This window comes from Breoghania sp. (assembly GCF_030066895.1).
Lineage (GTDB): Bacteria > Pseudomonadota > Alphaproteobacteria > Rhizobiales > Stappiaceae > Breoghania.
The window spans coordinates 11868-31208 of the sequence record NZ_JASJAV010000023.1 but is presented as its reverse complement, the minus strand read 5'-3'; the positions used below and the strand labels follow the sequence as shown (position 1 = coordinate 31208).

Here is a 19341-nt window from a genome sequence, read left to right as displayed (position 1 = left end):
GCCTCGTCTTTCCTGGAACCACCGGAGAAAGCGCCGCCGCCGTTGTGTTGGCGCGTCCCCATCGCCCGGTGTGGCGCTTATATAGTCGGGGGCTCCTCCGACCGTCAAGCGCTTTCGTCATAAAAAATTCAAGTGCAGACCAGATAGTTGAGACTTATGATTTTGTTAACCATAAACGGCACAAAGTGGCGCAGGGGCTTTGGCGGTTTTGGCCGGTTTTAGCGGTTAATCCACACCCTCTGGCCTGTGAATTTCTTCTCGCAAAAATCGCGGAACAAGCCCCGACTGACGGCTTTGAGACCAACTCCTGCAGAATCGCGTAGATTCTGCTCACAATAGAAGCCTGCTTAATTTCCAGCCACCGCTCCGCCCATCCCTTGGGCGGCCCCCAAAGACGAAAAAGCTCGCCCCACGGAAACCGTGAGACGGGCATGAAACGGACAGGTCACCCTGTCCCTAATCGCCGGCTTCTTATTCGTCTGCGTATTTGGCGATCATCGCTTTCGCATCATCGATCATCGCTTGCGCCTCGATGCCCTTCGCATCAATTGCGCTCACCCAATCGGCAACAACAGGCTCGGAGGCCGCCTTCCAGCGGCCAATCTCTTCGGGATCGAACGTGACGATATCGTTGCCGCGCTTGGCCGCGATCTTCCGTCCCTGCTCGTCGCCCTCATCCATCACAATTCCGAACTTGCGCGAAAGCTCCAGACCGGAATTGTCGTCGATCACCTTCTTCAGATCGTCCGGCAGGGCGTCATAGGCAGACTTGTTCATCGTGAAAACGAAGAACGCCGTATAGAGGCCGCGCGGGCCCGCGAACTCGGTGTGACTGTCGACAAGCTCGGAGATGTGCAACGGCCGGGTCACTTCCTAGGGAGTGACGGTGCCGTCGATGACGGCTTTTGACAGCGCTTCGGGCGCAGCCGTGATCGGCATGCCCACCGGCGAGGCCCCGAGGCGGCCGAGCAGCTCATTGACGATCCGCGAAGGCCCGTGCAGGCGCTTGTCCTTCAGATCTTCCAGCTTCGTCACCGCGTCGCCACGCATATGAAGGACACCCGGCCCGTGCACATGGACGGCAAGCACATGGACATCGGCATATTCGTCGCGCAGATGCTTGTCGTAGAATTCCCAGGCCGCGGCCGAGGTCGCCTCCGCGCTCTGTGCCGTCATGAACGGCAGCTAGAACGTCTCCGACTTGGAGAAGCGTCCCGGCGCATAACCCGACAGGGTCCAGGTCAATTCGACCACGCCGTCCTTGACCTGATCATAAAGAGCGGGCGGCTTGCCGCCGATCTGCATCGCCGGGAATTGCTACACCTTGATGCACCCGCCCGATTCCGCCTCGATTTTCTCGCCTCAGGGCACGAGCACCTTTGCCGGGATATCCGCCTGAGGCGGCAGCATCTGGTGCAGCTTGAGGGTCACTTCCTGAGCGCCTGCCGAATGGACGAGCCCGAGAAGCGCCGCGCCGGCAAGCCCGGCGCGCACGATCCGCATATGCATGAAATCCTCCTCCCATATATCCGGGCCGCACACTCCCATATGCGTTTCACCCGGCAAGCGGCGCGCCTCCCCGCGCCCCGCTTCATCGCCACTCTAGCAAATTATGTTCTTCCAATTAACAGTTTCAATAAATAGTATTCCTGTCGGAAAGACCACGATATCGCCCTCACATCACCCGCGCGAGCAGGGCGCGCAAGGTCGCCTGTTCCTCTTCGTTCAAGGGAGGAAAGGACGCGCGCCTCGTGCTTGCGGATCGCCTCCACCGCTTCGTCGCGCAGACAGCAGCCCGCAAGCGTCGCCCGCAGAGCATAGGCGCGCCGGTCACCCGGCACCCGGTGACGACCGATCAACTCACGCCCTTCCAAGTGATCGACGATCAGCACCACCCCGGAACGTTCAATCGCGAGCGCGCGGGCGAGTTGGCTCTGGCTGATGTCCGGATTGTCGACAATGATGGAGAGCGCGGAAAACGTGCCCGACCTCAGCCCCAGATGTTCGAAGCTCGCCAGAAAGTCGCCGTGGATGGTCATGTAGGCCCGCTTCATCGCATAGCCGATGAAACTGGACAGCACGCCCACATCGGTCTCCGCGGAGACGTCCGCCTTTTCCGTCTGGTTCTTTTCCGCCTTGCGCGCCATCGCCCTCGCCCCACCTTTTGGCTGAAGCCCCATCAACCGAAGCTCGGCTTGCGCTTTTCCAGAAACGCTTTCAATTTCTCGCGCGCATCGTCGCTCGTCTGGGAGAGCGCCGCGCACAGGCTCTCGGTAAAGAAGCCGTCACCACGCGCCATGTCGTCGATGCGCGAAAGCGCCTGGATCACGATGTAATCGGAAAGCGGCGCGTTGCCCGCGATGGTGCGCGCAAGCCCCGGGGCCCTGTTCGCGCGCCCCGCCCGGCTCGCTCAGATAATGCGCAAGGCCGAGCCTCACGCCCTCCTCCGCATTGTACTTGCGGCCCGTGAGCATCATCTCGATCATGCGGTCCGGGCCAAGAATGCGACCGATGCGCACCGAGGCGCCGCCACCGACGAAAATTCTGCGCCGTCCTTCCGGCAACTGGAATACGGTCGAGGGATCCCCCACCCGCACATGGGCGGCGGCGGCAAGCTCCAGCCCGCCACCGATGACCGCGCCCTCAAGCGCGGCCACCACCGGCAGGTCACCATACTGGATCGTGTCCATCACGGAGTGCCAGTGCCGGGAATGCTTCATCACTTCCGGCGCGGGCCGGGCCACATGTTCGGAGAGATCGAGACCGGCGGAGAAATGCACGCCCGATCCCGACAGCAGCGCCACGGCCACATCCTTCGGCAGCGCTGCGAAAAAGGCTTGAGTTCCTCGATCAGGGCATTATTGAGAGCGTTGCGCTTGTCCGGGCGTTGCAAGGTCAGATGGGTGATCCCCTCCTCGACATGAATCGTGAGCGGTCCGCATTCGGTTTCAGCCTTCCCGACCACCCCAGTCTTCGCCATCTGGCACATCTCTCACAATCGTCATCCTTGTGCAGCCGACGCCTCTCCGCCGCGCAGCACCCATCCCTTGCCCGTTTCGCGACGATTGTAAATCGAAAATACTGTTCTTGCATTAAACAAAATGATGCAGACCTCTTGCATTAAACAAAATGATGCAGACCGCTTGCCTGTCCGGGCGGTGATGCTGTTAACATGCAGCCGTTCGCCGCTCGCGATCGCGCCGGGATGCCCCAGATGCGGGAAGAGGAGCCTGCAGATCCCAAGCGGAGAACATCAGGGAGAGACGCGCCGCAAGACAATAAGGCGCGCCAGGGGAGGAATTTCATGCAGATCATGACGACGCCGCGCGCTCGCGCCGATATCGACCGCGCCTTGCAGATAATCGCACGCCGATCCTGAGCCGCCCTGCCCGGACGTTGCGCGCGTCTCGCACAGGCGTCCTTGCGTTCCTCCAAGTCCCGCGCCCTCCAGACCGCGAGCATGTCATGAAATCTCCGGCCCTCACCCTGCCGCACCGCCTTGAGCGGATATCGACCTTTATCGAGAAGATCGCCGGCCTGTTCCTGGCGGCGATCACCATCATTGTCTTCGCCTCCGCCATCGGCCGCTATCTGCTTTCCATGCCGATCCCCGACGCCTTCGACGTCTCCCGGCTGATGATGGGCGTCGCCGCCCTGTGGGGACTGGCGCGCGTCGGCTACCGCGGATCGCACATCAAGGTGGATCTGCTGGCCGAGATGCTCCCCCAGCGCGTGCAACGGTAGGTCGACATCTTCGCCTGGACCGTGCTGCTCCTCTTCACCTGCCTGTTTGCCTGGGTGATGCTGTCGCGAATGGAAAGCTACTACAGCTCGGCGCAGGTGACCTCGGACCTGCGCATGCCGGTATGGCCCTTCTTCGCGCTGATGTGGCTGGGCGTTGCGGTTCCCGTCCTCACCGTCTTCCTGCGCATCGTCCTGATGGTGATCGATCCCCGCCGCGGGCTCGACCATTACGAACGTCTGGATGACGGCGACGGGAAGGAGAGCGTCCGATGAGCCCCGCCGATCTCGTAGCGCTCGCCGGCTTCATCGCCCTCTTCGTCATGATTGCGCTACGCGTGCCCGTAGGCGTTGCCATGGGGCTTGTCGGCGTGGGCGGGTTCGCGGCCATGACACGGCTGCAGACCGGGCTCAACCTGCTCGCCATTTCGCCTGCGCGCACCGTTACCGACTTCAACCTCACCCTGATTCCGATGTTCATCCTGATGGGCGTGCTGGCGACCAATTCCGGCATGTCGGGGGAACTCTTCCGCGCAGGCCAGGCGTGGCTCGGGCGCTATCGCGGCGGTCTGGCGCTGGCGACCATCGGCGCCTATTCCGGCTTTGCCGCGATCTGCGGCTCCTCTGTGGCGACCGGCGTGATCGCTGCGGGCGGAACGCTCGGCATCCTGATCCCGTCCTCCGTCGTGCTCGTCATCTATGCCTTCATCACCGAGCAGGACGTCGGCAAGCTCTTCGTGGCAGGCATCGTGCCGGGGCTACTCGCTGCCTTCCTATTATATGGCGACCGTACGGCTTGCTTACGGCAATAGCCTGCCGGCCGGACAGACGGTGAGCTGGACGGAGCGCTTCGCCTCGATCCACGGCATCTGGGCGGTGATCCTGCTATTCGTCGCGATCATCGGCGGCATCTATGCGGGCATCGTGACGCCGACGGAGGCGGCTGCGGCGGGCGCCTTCATCACCGGGCTCATCGGGGTCGTGCGCGGACGGCTCAATGCCGCAACCCTTCTGCACGGCCTGATCGAGGCGCTCCGGACCACGGTCGCGATCTTCACCGTGCTGATCGGCGCGCTGCTCTTCGGCTATTTCCTCACCATCACCCAGACCCCACAGAAGATCACCGCCTTCCTGATTGGGTTGGATCTGGGCAGCTATGGCACGCTGATCGTCATCCTCGCCTTCTTCGTGCTGCTCGGCTGCATTCTCGACGCCATGGCGATGATCATACTGCTGGTGGCCATCGTCTTCCTCATGATCACTCAGCTCGGCTTCGATCCGATCTGATTCGGCGTCATCATCGTCATGACGGTGGAACTCGGCCTGATCACGCTGCCGGTCGGCATGAACGTCTTCGTGATCAATTCGATTGCCCCCGGCACGAATCTCTTCGGGATTTTCCGGGACGTGATGCCCTTCGTGCTGATCGACGTGCTGCGCCTGGCGCTACTCGTGGCCTTTCCGGCAATCGTCCTGTGACTCCCGCAAACGATGTGAGCGAGGATAAAGCGAATCCGGAAGGAGACGCGCCGCCGTTCGGCCGCAATGCGTCACGATTCTCTGGTCTTATTCGCTCGCACGCCCTGGGAGGCGACCTGGAATATGATCACTCCTCGCGCCACTGTCGGCACGCTCGCCGCTCTTCTGGCCGTTGCCCTGACATCCCTGCCCGCGCAGGCCTCTCTCAGATCCTGCGTCGACGGCCTGCGCCGTGATGCCATTGCGGCGGGCGTTCCCCAACGCATCGCAGACAAGACCCTGTCGAACGTCGCCTATGACGAGAAGATCGTCCGCTTCTCGCGCACCAACCGGAATACAAGACCGAGATCTGGGACTACATGGCCTTTCTGGTCGACCGCCAGCGCATCCATGACGGCCGCGTCCTGATGCGGCGTTACGAGACGATGCTTACCCGCGTCCAGAAGAGCATCGGCGTCGACCGCTACATCGTCGCGGCCCTCTGGGGCGTGAAAACCGATTACGGACGCAAGACGGGCGACTTCTTCATTCCGCACGCGCTTGCCAACATCGTCTGCATCTCGGGACGGTGTGCCTCCTATTTCAAGGGAGAGCTAATCACCGCGCTGAAGATCGTCGCGGCCGGGGATATCCACCTGAAAGACCTGCAGGGCTCATAGGCGGACGCCTTCGGCCAGACCCAGTTCATGCCCTCCACCTACCGGCGCCTAGCCGTCGATTTCGACGGCGACGGTCATAAGGACCTCGTCAACTCCACCGAGGATGCGCTGGCTTCCACCGCCAACTACCTGAAGAAGATCAGTTGGAATAACAGCCTGCCTTGGGGATTTGAGGTGATTCTGCCGAAAAACTATCGCGGTCCCTCGGGGCGCAAGAAGCGCGCCTCGCTCGCCACCTGGGCGAAGCGCGGCGTCACCCATATCAACGGCGCACGGCTGAAGGGGAATTACTCCGCCGGGCTGCTGCTGCCTGCGGGGCCAACCGGCCCGGCCTTTCTCGTCACCCGCAATTTCGATGCGCTCTATTCTTATAATGTGGCCGAAGCCTATGCGCTCGCCATCGGGCACCTGTCCGACCGGTTGCGCGGCCACGGCCCGTTTGAAGCGACATGTCCGACGGACGATCCCGGCCTGTCGCGCAAACAGAGGCTCGATCTACAAAAGCGGCTGCTCGCGAACGGCTACCAGATCGGCGAGGCCGACGGCCTGATCGGCCCACTGACGCAGGACGCCATCCGCAAAGCGGAAATCCGCCACGGCATGACACCGACCGGACGACCGGGCACGAAGATCTACCGCGCATTGGGCGGACGAAAGTAGGGAAGACGCCTTGGAGCTTCGGGCCTTCCACACTCTCCGTCGTCATTGCCCGGCTTCGTCCGGGCAATCCAGCAGGCAACGGCAGATGCGGAGAGCGATGGATCCCCCGGATTTCGCCGGGCGATGACGGTAGAGAGACCGGTGTGGTGGCAAGATCGATATAAGGTCACCCCCGCGAGCGGCAGCGCCTTTTCCACCAGCGACACCCAGTACGAGCAACTGTGCGGGATCGCCGCGTCATCGAAATCGTAGCGCGCATGATGAAGTTCGGCCGTCGGCCCGTTGCCGACGAAGATATAGGACCCGGGCCGCTCCTCCAGCATGAAGGAGAAATCCTCGCCCGCCATCATCGGCACGCATTCGGCGTTGACCTTCGCCTCGCCCGCGACCGAGCGGGCCACCTCGGCGGCGAATTCCGTCCGATCCGCATCGTTGACGGTGACGGGATAGTTGCGGCTGTAGTCCACGCTCGCTTTCCCGCCGAACCCTTCTGCGATGGCAGGGACCAGCGCCTTCATCCGAGCCTCGACCAGATCACGCACTTCCAGGCTCAAGGAACGCACCGTCCCGCGCATCACCATGGTTTCGGAAATGATGTTGTAGGCCGTGCCCGCCAGAAACTGCGTGACCGAAAGCACCGCCTGGCCGAGCGGATCCACATTGCGCGATACGACCGACTGCAGCGCCGTCACAATAGAGGATCCGATCACGATCGGGTCGACGATCTCGTGCGGCTTGGCCGCGTGGCCGCCGCGCCCGGAAATGTTGATCTCGAACATGTCCGCCGCCGCCATGATCGCTCCCGGACACATAGCGAATTCGCCGACCGGAAGCCCCGGGCTGTTGTGCATGCCGTAGACTTCCTCGATCCCCCAGCGGGTGAACAGGCCGTCGTCGATCATCGCCTTTCCGCCGGCCCCACCCTCTTCCGCCGGTTGGAAGATCATTACCGCCGTGCCGTAGAAATTGCGGGTCTCGGCCAGATATTTCGCGGCCCCCAAAAGCATCGCGGTGTGGCCGTCATGACCGCAGGCATGCATCGTGCCCGGGTTCTCGGAGGCATATTCCTTGCCGGTTTCTTCCGTGATCGGCAGCGCGTCCATATCCGCACGCAGGCCGATCGTCTTGCCGCCACCGTTGCGCCCCTTGATGACGCCGACCACCCCGGTACGCCCAATGCTGGTCACCACTTCGTCGAGGCCGAACTCTTCAAGCTTGCGCGCCACCATCGCGGACGTGCGCGTGGTGTCGTAGAGCAGCTCCGGATGACGGTGCAGGTCACGGCGCCATCCGGTAATCTCGTCGGCTAGCTCGGCGAAAAGGTTGATGATCGGCATGGAGGCCTCAATACGGGGTTGGGGTCGGTCGATCAGATCGGATCCGCATTCCACGCTACGTCACCGTCCCGCGCAAACCCCGGCAAAGCACAATTTATGGCCCTCGCATGCCTCATTTTCACACGCAACGTCAGGTCGAAGACGGATCCTTGAGGCGATAGACCCCGGTACGCTTGATATCTGTATCCTCCAGCGCCCGGGTCACCGGCACCGTGAAAACGGCAAGCTGCTCCAGCCGCGCCTTGGGCAGATAGGAGCGCCCCGGATCACCGATCAGCACCGGCAGGCCGGCCCGCTGAGCCTGCTTGATCCAGGCGAGGATCCTGTCCGCCATCGGTTTTTCGTAAAAGACATCGCCGCAGAAAAGAATATCGGCAGCCGGGACCCCACCGCCGGTCACATCCCCCCTCCTCGACCGAGATCTCCACACCGTTCGCCTCACCGTTGAGGACGATTGCGGAAAGCGCAAAGGAATCGATCTCGCTCGCCGTGACCGATCTTGCCCCGGCAAGCGCCGCCGCGATCGCAACGATCCCCGAGCCGGAAGCGAAGTCGTAGATCCGCTTGCCGCGCACCAGATCCGGATTGTCGAGAATGTAGCGCACCAGCGCCTGCCCACCGGCCCAGGCAAAGGCCCAGAACGGCGGCGGCAGGCCGATCTCCTCCAGTTCCTCTTCCGTTTTTGACCACAGATCGATCGCCTCATGCGCCAGGTGGAGCGAAATCTCCGGCGCATGGGCAGCAGGTCAGTGCTGGAGCGAATGAAAGCGCGGCGCTCCGCGTCAGAACGGATCATCTCCGCCCCGAGAGTTACGGCGCCTCCTTCAGTCCCCCCATCTCGCACACGATCTTCCATTCCTCCTCCGTGACCGGCTGAACGGACAGCCGCATGGATGTGACGAGCGACATCTCCGCCAGCTGCGACTCCGCCTTCACGTCGGCCAGCGTCACCGGCTTGGGCACATCGCACACCGCCTTGATGTCCACGCATTCCCAGCGCGGATCATCCGTGGTCGTGTCGTGATGGGCCTCGGCGCAGACCTCGACGATACCGACAACCTCCTTGCCCTCATTGGAATGGTAGAAGAAGCCTTTGTCGCCGAGCTTCATGGCGCGCATGTTGTTCCGGGCCTGATAATTGCGGACCCCGTCCCACTGCTCGCCTTCCTCGCCCTTGGCCTTCTGCATGTCCCACGACCACTTGAACGGTTCGGACTTGAACAGCCAGTACGCCACGTCTCACGCCTCCGGGTTCTTAACGGCCCAGGCCCAGGGCCGCGCCTCGACAGCCGAAAACAGGCCCTTCTTGGCATAAGGATCGCGCTCGGCGATCGCCATCGTCGCTTCCTTGCTGTCGGCTTCCACCATCACCATCGATCCGCACGGCTTGCCGTCCTCGCCCAGAAACGGTCCGGCGAATTTCACCGCATCGCCGAGGCTTTCCAGAAAGACCAGATGGTCGGGCCGGGTATCGAGCCGGATCTGCAGGCTGTTCGGCTTGTCGGTGCACATGAGGGCATAGAGCATGGAAAATCTCTCGATGAATGTCGGGCCACACGCTAGAGCAAGCCGCGCGTCAGTGGAATCGCCCTTCACAGAAAAATGCACGACATCCAGCGCGATTGCCTCCACCCCCCGCCACTACTAAAAAGGGGTGCTCTTTACATACGGATTTCGGTGGACGCCGTGTTCAAGGCCATTCTGAAGGGCAGCATCCAGCTCTGCCTGTCCAATTTCGACGACCTCATCAAGGCCGCAGGCGCCTGGACGGTGATCATGATTCTGTTCGGGATCGGGGCGCAGGTCTCCGGCTTCGGTAATCAGGAAAACGCCGAACAGATGATGACCGCGAACCCGGGACAGTTCGGCGTCTTCGTCCTTGTCAGCATTATACCGCAGGCCGTCGCCTCCTCCTCGATCGCGGTTGCGTGGCATCGCTTTGCGCTTCTGGGCGAGCCTCCGGCCATGATTCATCTGCGGTTCGGCCGGTCGGAATTCCGCTATTTTCTCTACTCGCTGCTGCTCGGCCTCTTCATTGGGCTCGCGGTGCTGGTGCTGACCCTGCTCGTCACGCTCATCGCCGGGGGATTGTCCGCTTTTTCCGCAAGGCAGGGAGCTGCTGCGATTTCCATCGTCATCATCATGGGGGCCTATTCCTGTGCACCTCCTTGTTTGCACGCGTCGGGCTCATGCTGCCCGCCGTTGCGGTGGACAAGCCGATGGACCCCTTCCGGGCTCTCAGGTTCGGCAAGGGATTCGGCTGGCCGATGGTGTTTTCGGTCATCTGCCTGCTCATCCCGTTCATCGTGCACGATTCCGCCATCATCATGCTGATGGCAGCCATCGGCTCGGGCCTGCCGCAGCTCCTCGTCACCCTTCAGTTCATTCTGCTGAAGGGACTGGAGCAGATCATCGTGACGATCCTGCTGCTTTCGGTCATGACCATCGCCTACGCCTATGCGCGGAAACAGGACGAGGCAATGTCCGGAGAAGCTGAAGACTAGGACGAGAGCGCCAAGACGCTCGCCGTTTCATTCCGGATTCGTCGTGCGGCCCATCCTTCGAGACACGCTCTGACGAGCTCTCCTCAGGATGACGTTGTGCGTGTAGCTCGCGCCTTCAAAGCCAACAACCCGATAACGTCATCCTGAGGAGGCGCGAAAGCGCCGTCTCGAAGGATGGGCCGCACGACCTGAAGGAACGACGTTCCGACACACTGCCTCAAAGCTAAAGAGGAGAACGGACGACCGCTCCCCTCAAATCCCGTCAAATCACGAAACGCTCTACCCGATGATCCCGCGGTTCTTCAGATCCGCAATGATCCGGTCAGCGAGCGCTTCCGGATCGGCATCCGTGGTGTCGAGCCGGAGTTCCGGATGTTCGGGCGGCTCGTAGGGACTGTCGATGTCAGTGAAGTTCTTGATCGTGCCTTCCGCCGCCTTCTTGTAGAGACCCTTGGGGTCGCGGCGCTAGCATTCCTCAAGCGGCGTATCGACGAACACCTCGATGAAGTCGCCCTCTTCCACCAGTTCGCGCGCCATCCGGCGCTCCGAACGGAAGGGCGAGATGAAGGACACCATCACGATCGTGCCGGCATCGACGAAAAGCTTCGCCGTTCCCACCACACGGCGGATGTTCTCCACCCGGTCCGCATCGGTGAAGCCGAGATCGCGGTTCAACCCGTGGCGCACGTTGTCGCCGTCCAGCAGATTAGGTGTGATATCCGGCCGCCAAGAGCTTCCGCTCCACCGTGTTCGCCACCGTTGACTTGCCCGATCCGGATAGGCCGGTGAACCACAGGATGGCTGGCTTCTGACCCTTCAGCGCCGCACGCGCCTGCTTGTCGACATTGAGCACCTGCCAGTGAATGTTGGTCGCCCGCCTCAGCCCGAACCAAATCATGCCAGCCGCGACCGTGGCATTCGACAACCGGTCGATCAGGATGAAGGAACCGGTATCGCGGTTCGATTCGTAGGGATCGAAGGCGATCGGCGTGGACAGCGACAGATTGCAGAAGGCGACCTCGTTGAGGTCGAGCTTCTTGGCAGCCAGATGCTCGAAGGAATTGATGTCGATGCGGTGCTTGAGTTTGCTCGCCGTGACCGTGCGCGCGCACCCGATTTCAGCAGATAGGAACGGCCAGGATAGAGCGGCTTGTCGGTCATCCAGATGATGTGGGCGGCAAACTGATCGGAAACCTCGGGACGGCTTGCGGCGGAGGCCAGTAGATCGCCGCGCGAGATACCGACCTCGTCGGCAAGCGTCAGCGTCACCGACTCGCCCGCGTGGCCCGACTCCAGATCGCCGTCCATGGTGACGATCCGCGCAATCTTGCTGGTCTTGCCCGATTCCGCGACCACCACCTCGTCGCCCGGCCACACCACGCCGGATGCGATCGTGCCCGAATAGCCCCGGAAATCGAGGTTGGGGCGATTGACCCACTGCACCGGCATGCGGAAGGGACGCATGTCGAGATCGTCCGTCACCTCCACGGTTTCCAGATACTCGATCAGCGTCGGGCCGGAATACCACGGCATCCGCGCGCTTCGGCTCGAGACATTGTCGCCGTAGCGGGCCGACATCGGAATGGCGACCAGACTGTCAAAATCGAACGACGCCGCAAAGCCGTCGAACTCTGTGCGGATCTCGTCGAAACGCTCCTTGCTGAAATCGACGAGATCGATCTTGTTCACCGCCAGCACCACGTGGCGGATGCCGAGCAGAGAGGCGATAAAGGCGTGCCACCGCGTCTGCGGCTGAATGCCGTTGCGCGCATCGACCAGCAACACCGCCAGATCGGCAGTCGAAGCCCCGGTTGCCATGTTGGGCGTGTACTGCTCGTGGCCAGGCGTATCCGCGACGATGAACTTGCACGCATCGGTGGCGAAGAAACGATAGGCGACATCGATGGTGATGCCCTGTTCGCACTCCGCTTCCAGCCCGTCGACCAGCAGCGCGAAATCCATGTCGTCGCCGACCGTTCCGTGCTTGACGGAATCGCTGCGCAGCGAGGCGAGCTGGTCCTCTAACAGCAGCTTGGAATCGTAGAGAAGCCGTCCGATCAGCGTCGACTTGCCGTCATCCACCGACCCGCAGGTGAGAAACCGCAGCAGCCCCTTGGTCTCCTGCGCGGAGATGAACTCGTTGAAGGCTTCTGGGGCATCCGCGACGACCGTGTCCAGCTCTTCCATCAGAAATACCCCTCGCGCTTCTTCTTCTCCATTGATCCGGCCTCGTCGTGATCGATCAGTCGGCCGGAGCGCTCCGAAGAGCGCGCAATCAGCATTTCCGACACGATCTCGGGCAATGTCGTCCTCGGGCAATGTTGTCGCTTCCGACTCGATCGCCGCGGTCAGCGGATAACAGCCAAGCGTGCGGAACCGCACCACCTTTTCCTGCGGCACCTCGCCCGGGTTCATCGGCAGTCGGTCGTCATCCACCATGATCAGCATGCCGTCGCGCTCTACAACAGGGCGCCGTGCAGCGTAATAGAGCGGCACGATCGAAATGTTTTCCACCAGGATGTATTGCCAGATGTCGAGTTCGGCCCAGTTCGACAACGGGAAGGCGCGGATGGATTTGCCCTTGGCGACCCGCGCATTGTAGAGCCGCCACAATTCCGGGCGCTGGTTCTTGGGATCCCAGCTGTGGGCCGACGTGAGGAAGGAAAAGACGCGCTCTTTCGCGCGGCTCTTTTCCTCGTCACACCCCGCCGAAAGCCGCATCGAAACCGTACTTGTCGAGCGCCTGCTTCAACGCCTCGGTCTTCATCACATGCGTGTAGAAGGACGAACCGTGGTCGAAGGGATTGATGTGGTCCGCAACGCCCTGGGCATTGGTGTGAACGATCAGCTCCAGCCCCAGCCGCTTCGCCGTCTCGTCTCGAAAGCGGATCATCTCGCGAAACTTCCACGTCGTATCCACGTGCAGAAACGGAAACAGCGGTTTTGACGGATAGAAGGCCTTCATCGCAAGGTGCAGCATGACGCTGGAATCCTTGCCGATGGAATAGAGCATCACGGGATTGCGGAACTCCGCAGCGACTTCCCGCATGATCTGGATGCTCTCGTTCTCGAGGCGCTTCAAATGCGAATTGCGATCGACAGACACGGAAAAATGAACCTGCTTGTTGGCCCACTCGGAACAGGCCGGTGAGTCGGAAGTTAAATCGTCACCGATTTTGGCGCAGCTTTGCAGCGTATCTAAAGGGCACCTTCTACCGTCGGGCATTGGAGCGAGGAAACAATTTCCCGATCCCCCACGGCAATGAAGTATGGATTTGCAAAATCGCTATCATGAGGCAGGTTCCGCTTCCCGTACGACAGGGGCGCCCCGTCGGTGGTGATGACCAGACCGCCGGCTGCGCGCAGCACCGCATCGGCCGCAGCCGTATCCCACTCCATCATTCGCCCGAAACGCGGGTAAAGATCGGCTCCCCCTTCCGCCACCCGGCAGAACTTGAGGGAAGATCCGGCGGAAATCAGTTCGGCAACCGAGAGCGTCTCGGCGAAGTCGGAAGTCTCCGCACTCATGTGGGAGCGGCTCGCCAGAACGGTGAGCCCTTCCTTCGGCGCCATCCGGACGGAGATTTCCTCAGCCGGACCCGGACCGCATTTGCCTTCAACGACCTTGGCCCGCCGGGCTCCCTCGCCCTTCGAACCCCAGAAGATATCGCCCAGCGCCGGGGCGTAGACAACACCGGCCACCGGAACGCCGTCCTCGACGAGACCGATATTGACCGTGAATTCGCCGTTCTTGGAGATGAATTCGCGCGTCCCGTCGAGCGGATCGACCAGAAAGAACCGTGCGCTCGGCGGCGGCACGCAACCGGCCGCCACGGACTCCTCGGCGACGACGGCAATATCCGGGGACAGATCGGCAAGCCCCTTGAGGATGATCGCCTCCGCCGCGGTATCGGCCTGCGTGACGGGCGATCCGTCGCCCTTCTCGCTCACATCGATCGCCTCGCCGTAGATCTTGAGAATGGCCTCCCCCGCCGCAATCGCGATTTGCGTCAATGCGTTCATGTCGAGATTGATCGTCATCAGAATATCCGGGTGAGAGGTCAGGCGGTTAATCGGCGTCGTATCCGAATGAGGTGAAAATAAAGAAATACACCCCCGTGAGGGGGCAAAATCAGATGCGCTCGAAAAAGAATTCATAAAAAATAACAGGTTTGCACGCTGCGGGGTTTGACCGCGTGACACAAGTCGAAAACACCCTACGGTTACCGATCCGGCGCCGTTCTTTCAACCCGCGATGGTACGAAAGCCGTGCAGCAAACTGACTGTGGAGGCGAGATCTCCCCGTTTCACGAGGCCCGGTTGCGCCGCTCCAGATGCTCTTCCCAGGAAAGCGCATGGGTCACGATCGTGTCGAGATCGTCATAGTGCGACGTCCAACCGAGTTCGCGACGTACGACCTCGGCAAGCGCGATGACCTTGGCTGAATCCCCGGCCCGCCGCGACTCCTCCAGCACCGTGAAGTCGCGACCGGACACGCGCCGGACCGCATCGATCACCTGCCGAACGGAATAGCCTCCGCCGTAGCCGCAATTGAGCACGCAGCTTTTTCCGCCCGCGCGCAGGCGTCCGAGCGCCAGCCGATGCACCTCCACAAGATCCGCCACATGGATGAAGTCGCGCACGCCGATGCCGTCCGGCGTGTCGTAATCGGTGCCGAAGATCGAAAGCGAGGTGCGCTTGCCCAGCGCCGCCTCGCACGCGACCTTAATCAGATGCGTGGCATTGGCCGTCGATTGCCCCGTCCGCCCTTCCAGGTCGCACCCGGCAACGTTGAAATAGCGCAGCGCCGTATAGGCGAAATCGTGCACGGCGGCCGTATCCGCCAGCATGATCTCGCTCATCAGCTTGGAGGAGCCATAAGGAGACAGCGGATGCAGCGGCGCATCCTCACCCACCGGCACCATTTCCGGATCGCCATAGACAGCAGCGGTGGAGGAGAAGATGAAATGCCTCACGCCATTGCGCACGCACGCCTCGATCAGGGTGCGCGTATTGGTGGTGTTGCTTGAGCGGATTGGCGACCGATTCCGGCACGATGACCGATCCGACGAAATGGATCACCGCATCGACCCCACCGGCCAGAACCCGGTCGAGCAGGTCCGCATCGCCGACATCGCCGCGCACGAACCGTGCAGCACCGGCCACGGCCCAGTCGAACCCGGTGGAGAGATTGTCGAGGACGACTACCTCCTTGCCCACCTCAAGGAGGTTCCAGACCATGTGGCTGCCGATGTACCCGGCACCTCCCGTCACCAGAACTGACATTCGCTACCCCCGCATCGCATGCCAACGGCCGCAAACGGCGAACCTCGCCGCCAGGAATCCCCGTATCCCCGAATGCGGAAATCGCAACCTGCAAACCTGTCACATGCTGCCACCATCGAGCCATGATGGCGCCCTACAAGCCGTGGCGTCTGTCCAATACCACAGATTCAGACACTTGAACGCATTGTGGAACCGCGCAAGGCGTTGCTTGTTATTCAAGGGCCGGCTGATTAGCCTTCGCTGATCTGGCGGCATCCCCATCTTATTCGTAATCAGGACATATCCATGCCCGCTCCCATTCGCAAAGCCGTCTTCCCCGTCGCCGGTCTCGGCACCCGGTTCCTGCCCGCCACCAAGGCGGTGCCCAAGGAAATGCTGACGGTGGTCGACAGGCCGATCATTCAGTATGTGGTCGACGAGGCGCGCGAAGCAGGCATCGAGCATTTCATCTTCATTACCGGCCGTAACAAGCACGTTATCGCCGACCATTTCGATGTCTCGTTCGAACTGAAACACACCTTGCGCGAGCGCGGCAAGCAGAAGGCCCTGGAGCTTCTGGAGCAGTTCCGCCTGGCGCCGGGCAAGACCAGCTTCACCCGGCAGCAGGAACCGCTCGGCCTCGGCCACGCGGTCTGGTGCGCGCGCGAAATGGTCGGCAACGAGCCCTTCGCGGTCCTCCTGCCGGACGTGCTGGTCAAGGTCGAGCGCGGCTGCCTGGCGCAGATGATCGACACCTACAACCAGACCGGCGGAAACGTGATCGCCGTGGAGGAAGTGCCGGAAGACCAGACGAACCAGTACGGCGTCGTCGATGTGGAAGATGCCGGAACCGACGGCGTCTATCACGTGCACGGCATGGTGGAGAAACCGGCCCCCGGCACCGCGCCCTCCAACCTCATCATCACCGGCCGTTACATTCTGCAGCCGCAGGTCTTCGACTATCTGGAAGATCAGGAAACCGGCGCGGGAGGGGAGATCCAGCTGACCGACGCACTGATGAAACTGATGAAGGCGCAGGGCATGAGCGGTCTCGCCTTCGAGGGAAAGACCTACGACTGCGGCTCCAAGATCGGCTTCCTGTCCGCCAACGTCGCCTATGCGCTCAGCCGCGAAGACCTCGCCGACGACTATCGCGCGGTCCTGAAGGACCTGCTGGCCGACTGACGCGGCGCGGCGCGCCCGCACCCCTGCCGACAATAGAACTTCCACAAACCGGCGGACGACCTCCGCCGGTTTTTCGCGTTCGTGATGCCGGATGATACGGCGCACATTCGCGCGAGAACGGCGAAAACGTGTCGGAACCATGGCAAAACCGCGAAGAAGAGCCCGCAGAAACCGCGCTTACCTCGCGTGTTCTAATACTTAGCCTATAAATCAGGCAGCAAATTGCCTGGATATTGCCTACATATTAATCGGCATACGACCTTTGCCACTTTTTTGGCCAAGACCTACCCCTCCCCCATCACATTCTTTTTCCCTTTTATTTTCCGTTTGTTAACTCTGCGGTTCTGGCATTTTGACCGTAAATTTCCGTATGGGAATCTCAATTGGCACGGACCTTGATTGACGGGATGCGGTCGCGGCCGACGTGCTGGGGACCGGGAGGGGTGTCACCGACATCTCTTCGGGATGAGACAGACAACCAAGGGAAGACCATCCGAAGAGGGCCATAGCGTCCACGGGCGGCTGCAGGAGAGACACGGGAACCAATCATGAAAATCGTCATGGCCATTATCAAGCCGTTCAAGCTCGATGAGGTGCGCGACGCCCTCACGGCGATCGGCGTCCAGGGGCTCACTGTCACCGAAGTGAAGGGCTACGGCCGACAGAAGGGTCACACGGAAATCTATCGCGGCACCGAATACGCTGTCAGCTTCCTGCCGAAGCTGAAGATCGAAGTCGCGGTCGCAAGCGGCATGGTTGACCAGGTGCTCGAAGCAGTCACCGGCGCGGCCAAGACCGGCCAGATCGATGACGACAAGATCTTTGTCTACTCGATCGACCAGGCCGTACGCATCCGCACCGGCGAAACCGACGCCGCAGCACTGTAATTGCTCAACGAGGAAACCGTCATGAAGATCTCCATGTCACTCGGTCGCACCGTACCGGCTCTGGCCGTCGGCGCTTCAGCCGTTACCCTCGCCGCGCTGAGCGGCATCGCCCCGGCACTGGCCCAGGACACTGAGGCTGCAGCTGCCGCCGCGCCCGCCGTCACGCCGGCAGTCGCCTACATCCTCAATACGCTGCTCTTCCTCATCGGTGGCTTCCTGGTGATGTGGATGGCCGCGGGCTTCGCCATGCTCGAGGCTGGCCTGGTGCGTTCCAAGAACGTCTCCATGCAATGCCTGAAGAACGTCGCCCTCTACTCCGTTGCGGGCCTTCTATTCTGGGTCACCCGGCTACAACCTGATGTACACCGGCGTTGACGGCGGCTTCATCGGTTCCTTCGGCCCCTATGCCTTCGATCCCGTCGGGCTTGAGGGTGCGGACACCGCCGCGCTGCTCGACACAGGCTATTCGACCGGATCCAACTGATTCTACCAGATGGTGTTCTGCGCCACCGCAGCCTCCGTCGTTTCTGGCACGCTGGCCGAGCACATCAAGCTGTGGCCGTTCATGATCTTCACCGTGTTCCTGATCGGTCTTTTCTACGCGATCACCGGTTCCTGGGTCTGGGGCGACGGCTGACTCTCCGAAATGGGCATGTCCGATTTCGCCGGCTCCACGTTCGTGCACTCCGTCAGCGGCTGGGCCGCTCTCGCCGGTGCCCTAATCCTCGGCGCGCGCAAGGGCAAGTACGGCCCCGGCGGCCAGGTCAACGCCATGCCCGGCTCCTCCATGCCGCTGGCAACGCTAGGCACGTTCATCCTGTGGGTCGGCTGGTTCGGCTTCGACGGCGCCTCACAGCTCGCCATGGGCTCGATCGGTGACATCTCCAACATTCCCGCATCTTCGCCAACACCAACATCGCCGCCGCCGGTGTCGTCGTTGCCATGATCCTGACCCAGATCCTCTACAAGAAGGTCGGCGTCACCATGGCGCTGAACGGCGCTCTGGCCGGTCTCGTCGCCATCACCGCCGAGCCGCTGCAGCCGTCCATGCTGCAGGCAATCATCATCGGTGGCGTCGGTGTCGTGATCGTCGTCTTCGCCGTGCCGTTGCTGGACAAGCTGAAGATCGACGTCGTCGTCGGCGCCATTCCGGTTCACCTGCTGGCCGGTATTCTGGGGTACCTTCATCGTACCGTGGTCGAATGCCAACACCGCTTTCGGTACGCAGATCATCGGTATCATCTCCGTCGGCGCCTTCACCTTCATCGCCTCCGGCATCCTGTGGTTCATCCTTAAGGCCACGGTCGGTATCCGCGTCAGCAAGGAAGAGGAAGTCCTTGGCCTCGACAAGCTGGAAATCGGCGTCGAAGCTTATCCCGAGTTCGGGACCGGCTCCCAGCGGATGTAATGTCCTCTCCAAACGGATCGAACTGTACCGTTGTTCGATCGAACTGGCTCGGGTCCAACGACCCGGGCCTTTTTATTTGCGCACCTATTCCCCGCGTCCCGCCGTCACACGAGCGCCCCTCTCCGCCACGGCAAGTGTCATTGACCACTTGTTGAGCAACCTGCTCACAAGGCGACCAGCGCTGAATTTTCTCCGCGACGTTCGTTTCACCTGCAA

16 protein-coding genes and 8 pseudogenes are annotated in these 19341 nt (G+C 61.6%); 11 read left to right on the top strand and 13 right to left on the bottom strand.

Features of this window, described 5'->3' with window-relative positions:
• Positions 1-471: 471 nt before the first annotated feature.
• The 4 genes and pseudogenes from QNJ43_RS20560 to QNJ43_RS20550 form a co-directional block, all read right to left on the bottom strand.
• A pseudogene (locus tag QNJ43_RS20560) lies at positions 472-1176 on the bottom strand (TRAP transporter substrate-binding protein).
• Between the two features lie 186 nt (positions 1177-1362).
• The gene (locus QNJ43_RS27545) at positions 1363-1509 is read right to left on the bottom strand and encodes a hypothetical protein (protein WP_346433070.1); all 147 of its coding nucleotides are present in this window, start codon (positions 1507-1509) and stop codon (positions 1363-1365) included.
• A 101-nt stretch (positions 1510-1610) separates the two neighbouring features.
• On the bottom strand, positions 1611-2180 hold the full coding sequence (locus QNJ43_RS20555) for a MarR family transcriptional regulator (RefSeq protein WP_300472585.1): 570 nt from the start codon (positions 2178-2180) through the stop codon (positions 1611-1613).
• 105 nt (positions 2181-2285) lie between these two features.
• Positions 2286-2804: an enoyl-CoA hydratase-related protein gene (locus tag QNJ43_RS20550; protein ID WP_300472583.1), complete on the bottom strand. Its 519-nt coding sequence runs from the start codon at positions 2802-2804 to the stop codon at positions 2286-2288.
• Positions 2805-3465: 661 nt separating this feature from the next.
• Here QNJ43_RS20550 and QNJ43_RS20545 point away from each other — a divergent pair.
• The 6 genes and pseudogenes from QNJ43_RS20545 to QNJ43_RS27530 all read left to right on the top strand — a co-directional run bounded on the left by QNJ43_RS20545 (position 3466) and on the right by QNJ43_RS27530 (position 6539).
• Positions 3466-3744, top strand: coding sequence for a TRAP transporter small permease (locus tag QNJ43_RS20545; RefSeq protein ID WP_300472581.1), 279 nt, complete (start codon positions 3466-3468; stop codon positions 3742-3744).
• 21 nt (positions 3745-3765) lie between these two features.
• On the top strand, positions 3766-4017 hold the full coding sequence (locus QNJ43_RS20540; protein ID WP_300472579.1) for a hypothetical protein: 252 nt from the start codon (positions 3766-3768) through the stop codon (positions 4015-4017).
• Positions 4014-5220: pseudogene (locus QNJ43_RS20535) on the top strand (TRAP transporter large permease). The gene QNJ43_RS20540 and the pseudogene QNJ43_RS20535 overlap by 4 nt, the downstream one beginning before the upstream one ends.
• A gap of 123 nt (positions 5221-5343) precedes the next feature.
• Positions 5344-5628, top strand: coding sequence for a hypothetical protein (locus QNJ43_RS27540; protein ID WP_346433069.1), 285 nt, complete (start codon positions 5344-5346; stop codon positions 5626-5628).
• Positions 5580-6236 (top strand): annotated as a pseudogene (locus tag QNJ43_RS27535) (lytic murein transglycosylase); the annotation flags it as partial. The gene QNJ43_RS27540 and the pseudogene QNJ43_RS27535, both read left to right, overlap by 49 nt.
• A gap of 18 nt (positions 6237-6254) precedes the next feature.
• Entirely contained in the window at positions 6255-6539 is a 285-nt protein-coding gene (locus QNJ43_RS27530) for a peptidoglycan-binding domain-containing protein (protein ID WP_346433072.1), read from the top strand.
• A gap of 176 nt (positions 6540-6715) precedes the next feature.
• Here the strand turns inward: QNJ43_RS27530 and QNJ43_RS20525 are convergent.
• The 5 genes and pseudogenes from QNJ43_RS20525 to QNJ43_RS20510 form a co-directional block, all read right to left on the bottom strand.
• Positions 6716-7876: pseudogene (locus QNJ43_RS20525) on the bottom strand (M20 aminoacylase family protein); the annotation flags it as partial.
• A 130-nt stretch (positions 7877-8006) separates the two neighbouring features.
• The gene (locus tag QNJ43_RS27525; RefSeq protein WP_346433073.1) at positions 8007-8210 is read right to left on the bottom strand and encodes a hypothetical protein; all 204 of its coding nucleotides are present in this window, start codon (positions 8208-8210) and stop codon (positions 8007-8009) included.
• Positions 8143-8451 carry a 50S ribosomal protein L11 methyltransferase gene (locus QNJ43_RS27520; protein WP_346433071.1) on the bottom strand — a complete coding sequence of 103 codons (309 nt, stop codon included), beginning with the start codon at positions 8449-8451 and terminating at the stop codon, positions 8143-8145. The genes QNJ43_RS27525 and QNJ43_RS27520 overlap by 68 nt, the downstream gene beginning before the upstream one ends.
• A 235-nt stretch (positions 8452-8686) precedes the next feature.
• Positions 8687-9112, bottom strand: a complete 426-nt coding sequence (locus tag QNJ43_RS20515; protein WP_300472576.1) for an EVE domain-containing protein — start codon at positions 9110-9112, stop codon at positions 8687-8689.
• A 3-nt stretch (positions 9113-9115) separates the two neighbouring features.
• On the bottom strand, positions 9116-9403 hold the full coding sequence (locus QNJ43_RS20510; RefSeq protein ID WP_300472574.1) for a YciI-like protein: 288 nt from the start codon (positions 9401-9403) through the stop codon (positions 9116-9118).
• A gap of 159 nt (positions 9404-9562) precedes the next feature.
• On the opposite strand from QNJ43_RS20510, the gene QNJ43_RS20505 reads away from it, so the two are divergent.
• Positions 9563-10210, top strand: coding sequence for a hypothetical protein (locus QNJ43_RS20505; protein ID WP_300472572.1), 648 nt, complete (start codon positions 9563-9565; stop codon positions 10208-10210).
• Positions 10183-10380, top strand: coding sequence for a hypothetical protein (locus QNJ43_RS20500; protein WP_300472570.1), 198 nt, complete (start codon positions 10183-10185; stop codon positions 10378-10380). The genes QNJ43_RS20505 and QNJ43_RS20500 overlap by 28 nt, the downstream gene beginning before the upstream one ends.
• 279 nt (positions 10381-10659) lie before the next feature.
• On the opposite strand, the pseudogene cysN reads toward QNJ43_RS20500, so the two are convergent.
• The 4 genes and pseudogenes from cysN to galE all read right to left on the bottom strand — a co-directional run bounded on the left by cysN (position 10660) and on the right by galE (position 15666).
• Positions 10660-12567 (bottom strand): annotated as a pseudogene (gene cysN / locus QNJ43_RS20495) (sulfate adenylyltransferase subunit CysN).
• Positions 12567-13429, bottom strand: a pseudogene (gene cysD / locus QNJ43_RS20490) (sulfate adenylyltransferase subunit CysD). The pseudogenes cysN and cysD overlap by 1 nt, the downstream one beginning before the upstream one ends.
• Positions 13430-13578: 149 nt before the next feature.
• Positions 13579-14421 carry a 3'(2'),5'-bisphosphate nucleotidase CysQ gene (gene cysQ, locus QNJ43_RS20485; protein ID WP_300472568.1) on the bottom strand — a complete coding sequence of 281 codons (843 nt, stop codon included), beginning with the start codon at positions 14419-14421 and terminating at the stop codon, positions 13579-13581.
• 266 nt (positions 14422-14687) lie between these two features.
• Positions 14688-15666 (bottom strand): annotated as a pseudogene (gene galE / locus QNJ43_RS20480) (UDP-glucose 4-epimerase GalE).
• A gap of 285 nt (positions 15667-15951) precedes the next feature.
• Between galE and galU the strand changes: the two are divergent.
• The 3 genes and pseudogenes from galU (at position 15952) to QNJ43_RS20465 (ending at position 19125) form a co-directional block, all read left to right on the top strand.
• Positions 15952-16830 (top strand): UTP--glucose-1-phosphate uridylyltransferase GalU, encoded by an 879-nt coding sequence (gene galU, locus QNJ43_RS20475; RefSeq protein WP_300472565.1) that lies wholly within the window; start codon positions 15952-15954, stop codon positions 16828-16830.
• Positions 16831-17378: 548 nt separating this feature from the next.
• A complete protein-coding gene (locus QNJ43_RS20470; RefSeq protein ID WP_300472563.1) occupies positions 17379-17717 on the top strand; it encodes a P-II family nitrogen regulator in 339 nt (112 codons plus the stop codon).
• Positions 17718-17750: 33 nt separating this feature from the next.
• Positions 17751-19125, top strand: a pseudogene (locus QNJ43_RS20465) (ammonium transporter).
• Positions 19126-19341 lie beyond the last annotated feature (216 nt).

Coding starts and splice junctions, on each gene's coding strand:
- QNJ43_RS27545 (WP_346433070.1), bottom strand. CDS start 1,509: ATGCATATGCGGATCGTGCGCGCCGGGCTTGCCGGCGCGGCGCTTCTC.
- QNJ43_RS27540 (WP_346433069.1), top strand. CDS start 5,344: ATGATCACTCCTCGCGCCACTGTCGGCACGCTCGCCGCTCTTCTGGCC.
- cysQ (WP_300472568.1), bottom strand. CDS start 14,421: ATGACGATCAATCTCGACATGAACGCATTGACGCAAATCGCGATTGCG.
- QNJ43_RS27525 (WP_346433073.1), bottom strand. CDS start 8,210: ATGGCGGACAGGATCCTCGCCTGGATCAAGCAGGCTCAGCGGGCCGGC.
- QNJ43_RS20555 (WP_300472585.1), bottom strand. CDS start 2,180: ATGGGGCTTCAGCCAAAAGGTGGGGCGAGGGCGATGGCGCGCAAGGCG.
- QNJ43_RS20470 (WP_300472563.1), top strand. CDS start 17,379: ATGAAAATCGTCATGGCCATTATCAAGCCGTTCAAGCTCGATGAGGTG.
- galU (WP_300472565.1), top strand. CDS start 15,952: ATGCCCGCTCCCATTCGCAAAGCCGTCTTCCCCGTCGCCGGTCTCGGC.
- QNJ43_RS20510 (WP_300472574.1), bottom strand. CDS start 9,403: ATGCTCTATGCCCTCATGTGCACCGACAAGCCGAACAGCCTGCAGATC.
- QNJ43_RS20545 (WP_300472581.1), top strand. CDS start 3,466: ATGAAATCTCCGGCCCTCACCCTGCCGCACCGCCTTGAGCGGATATCG.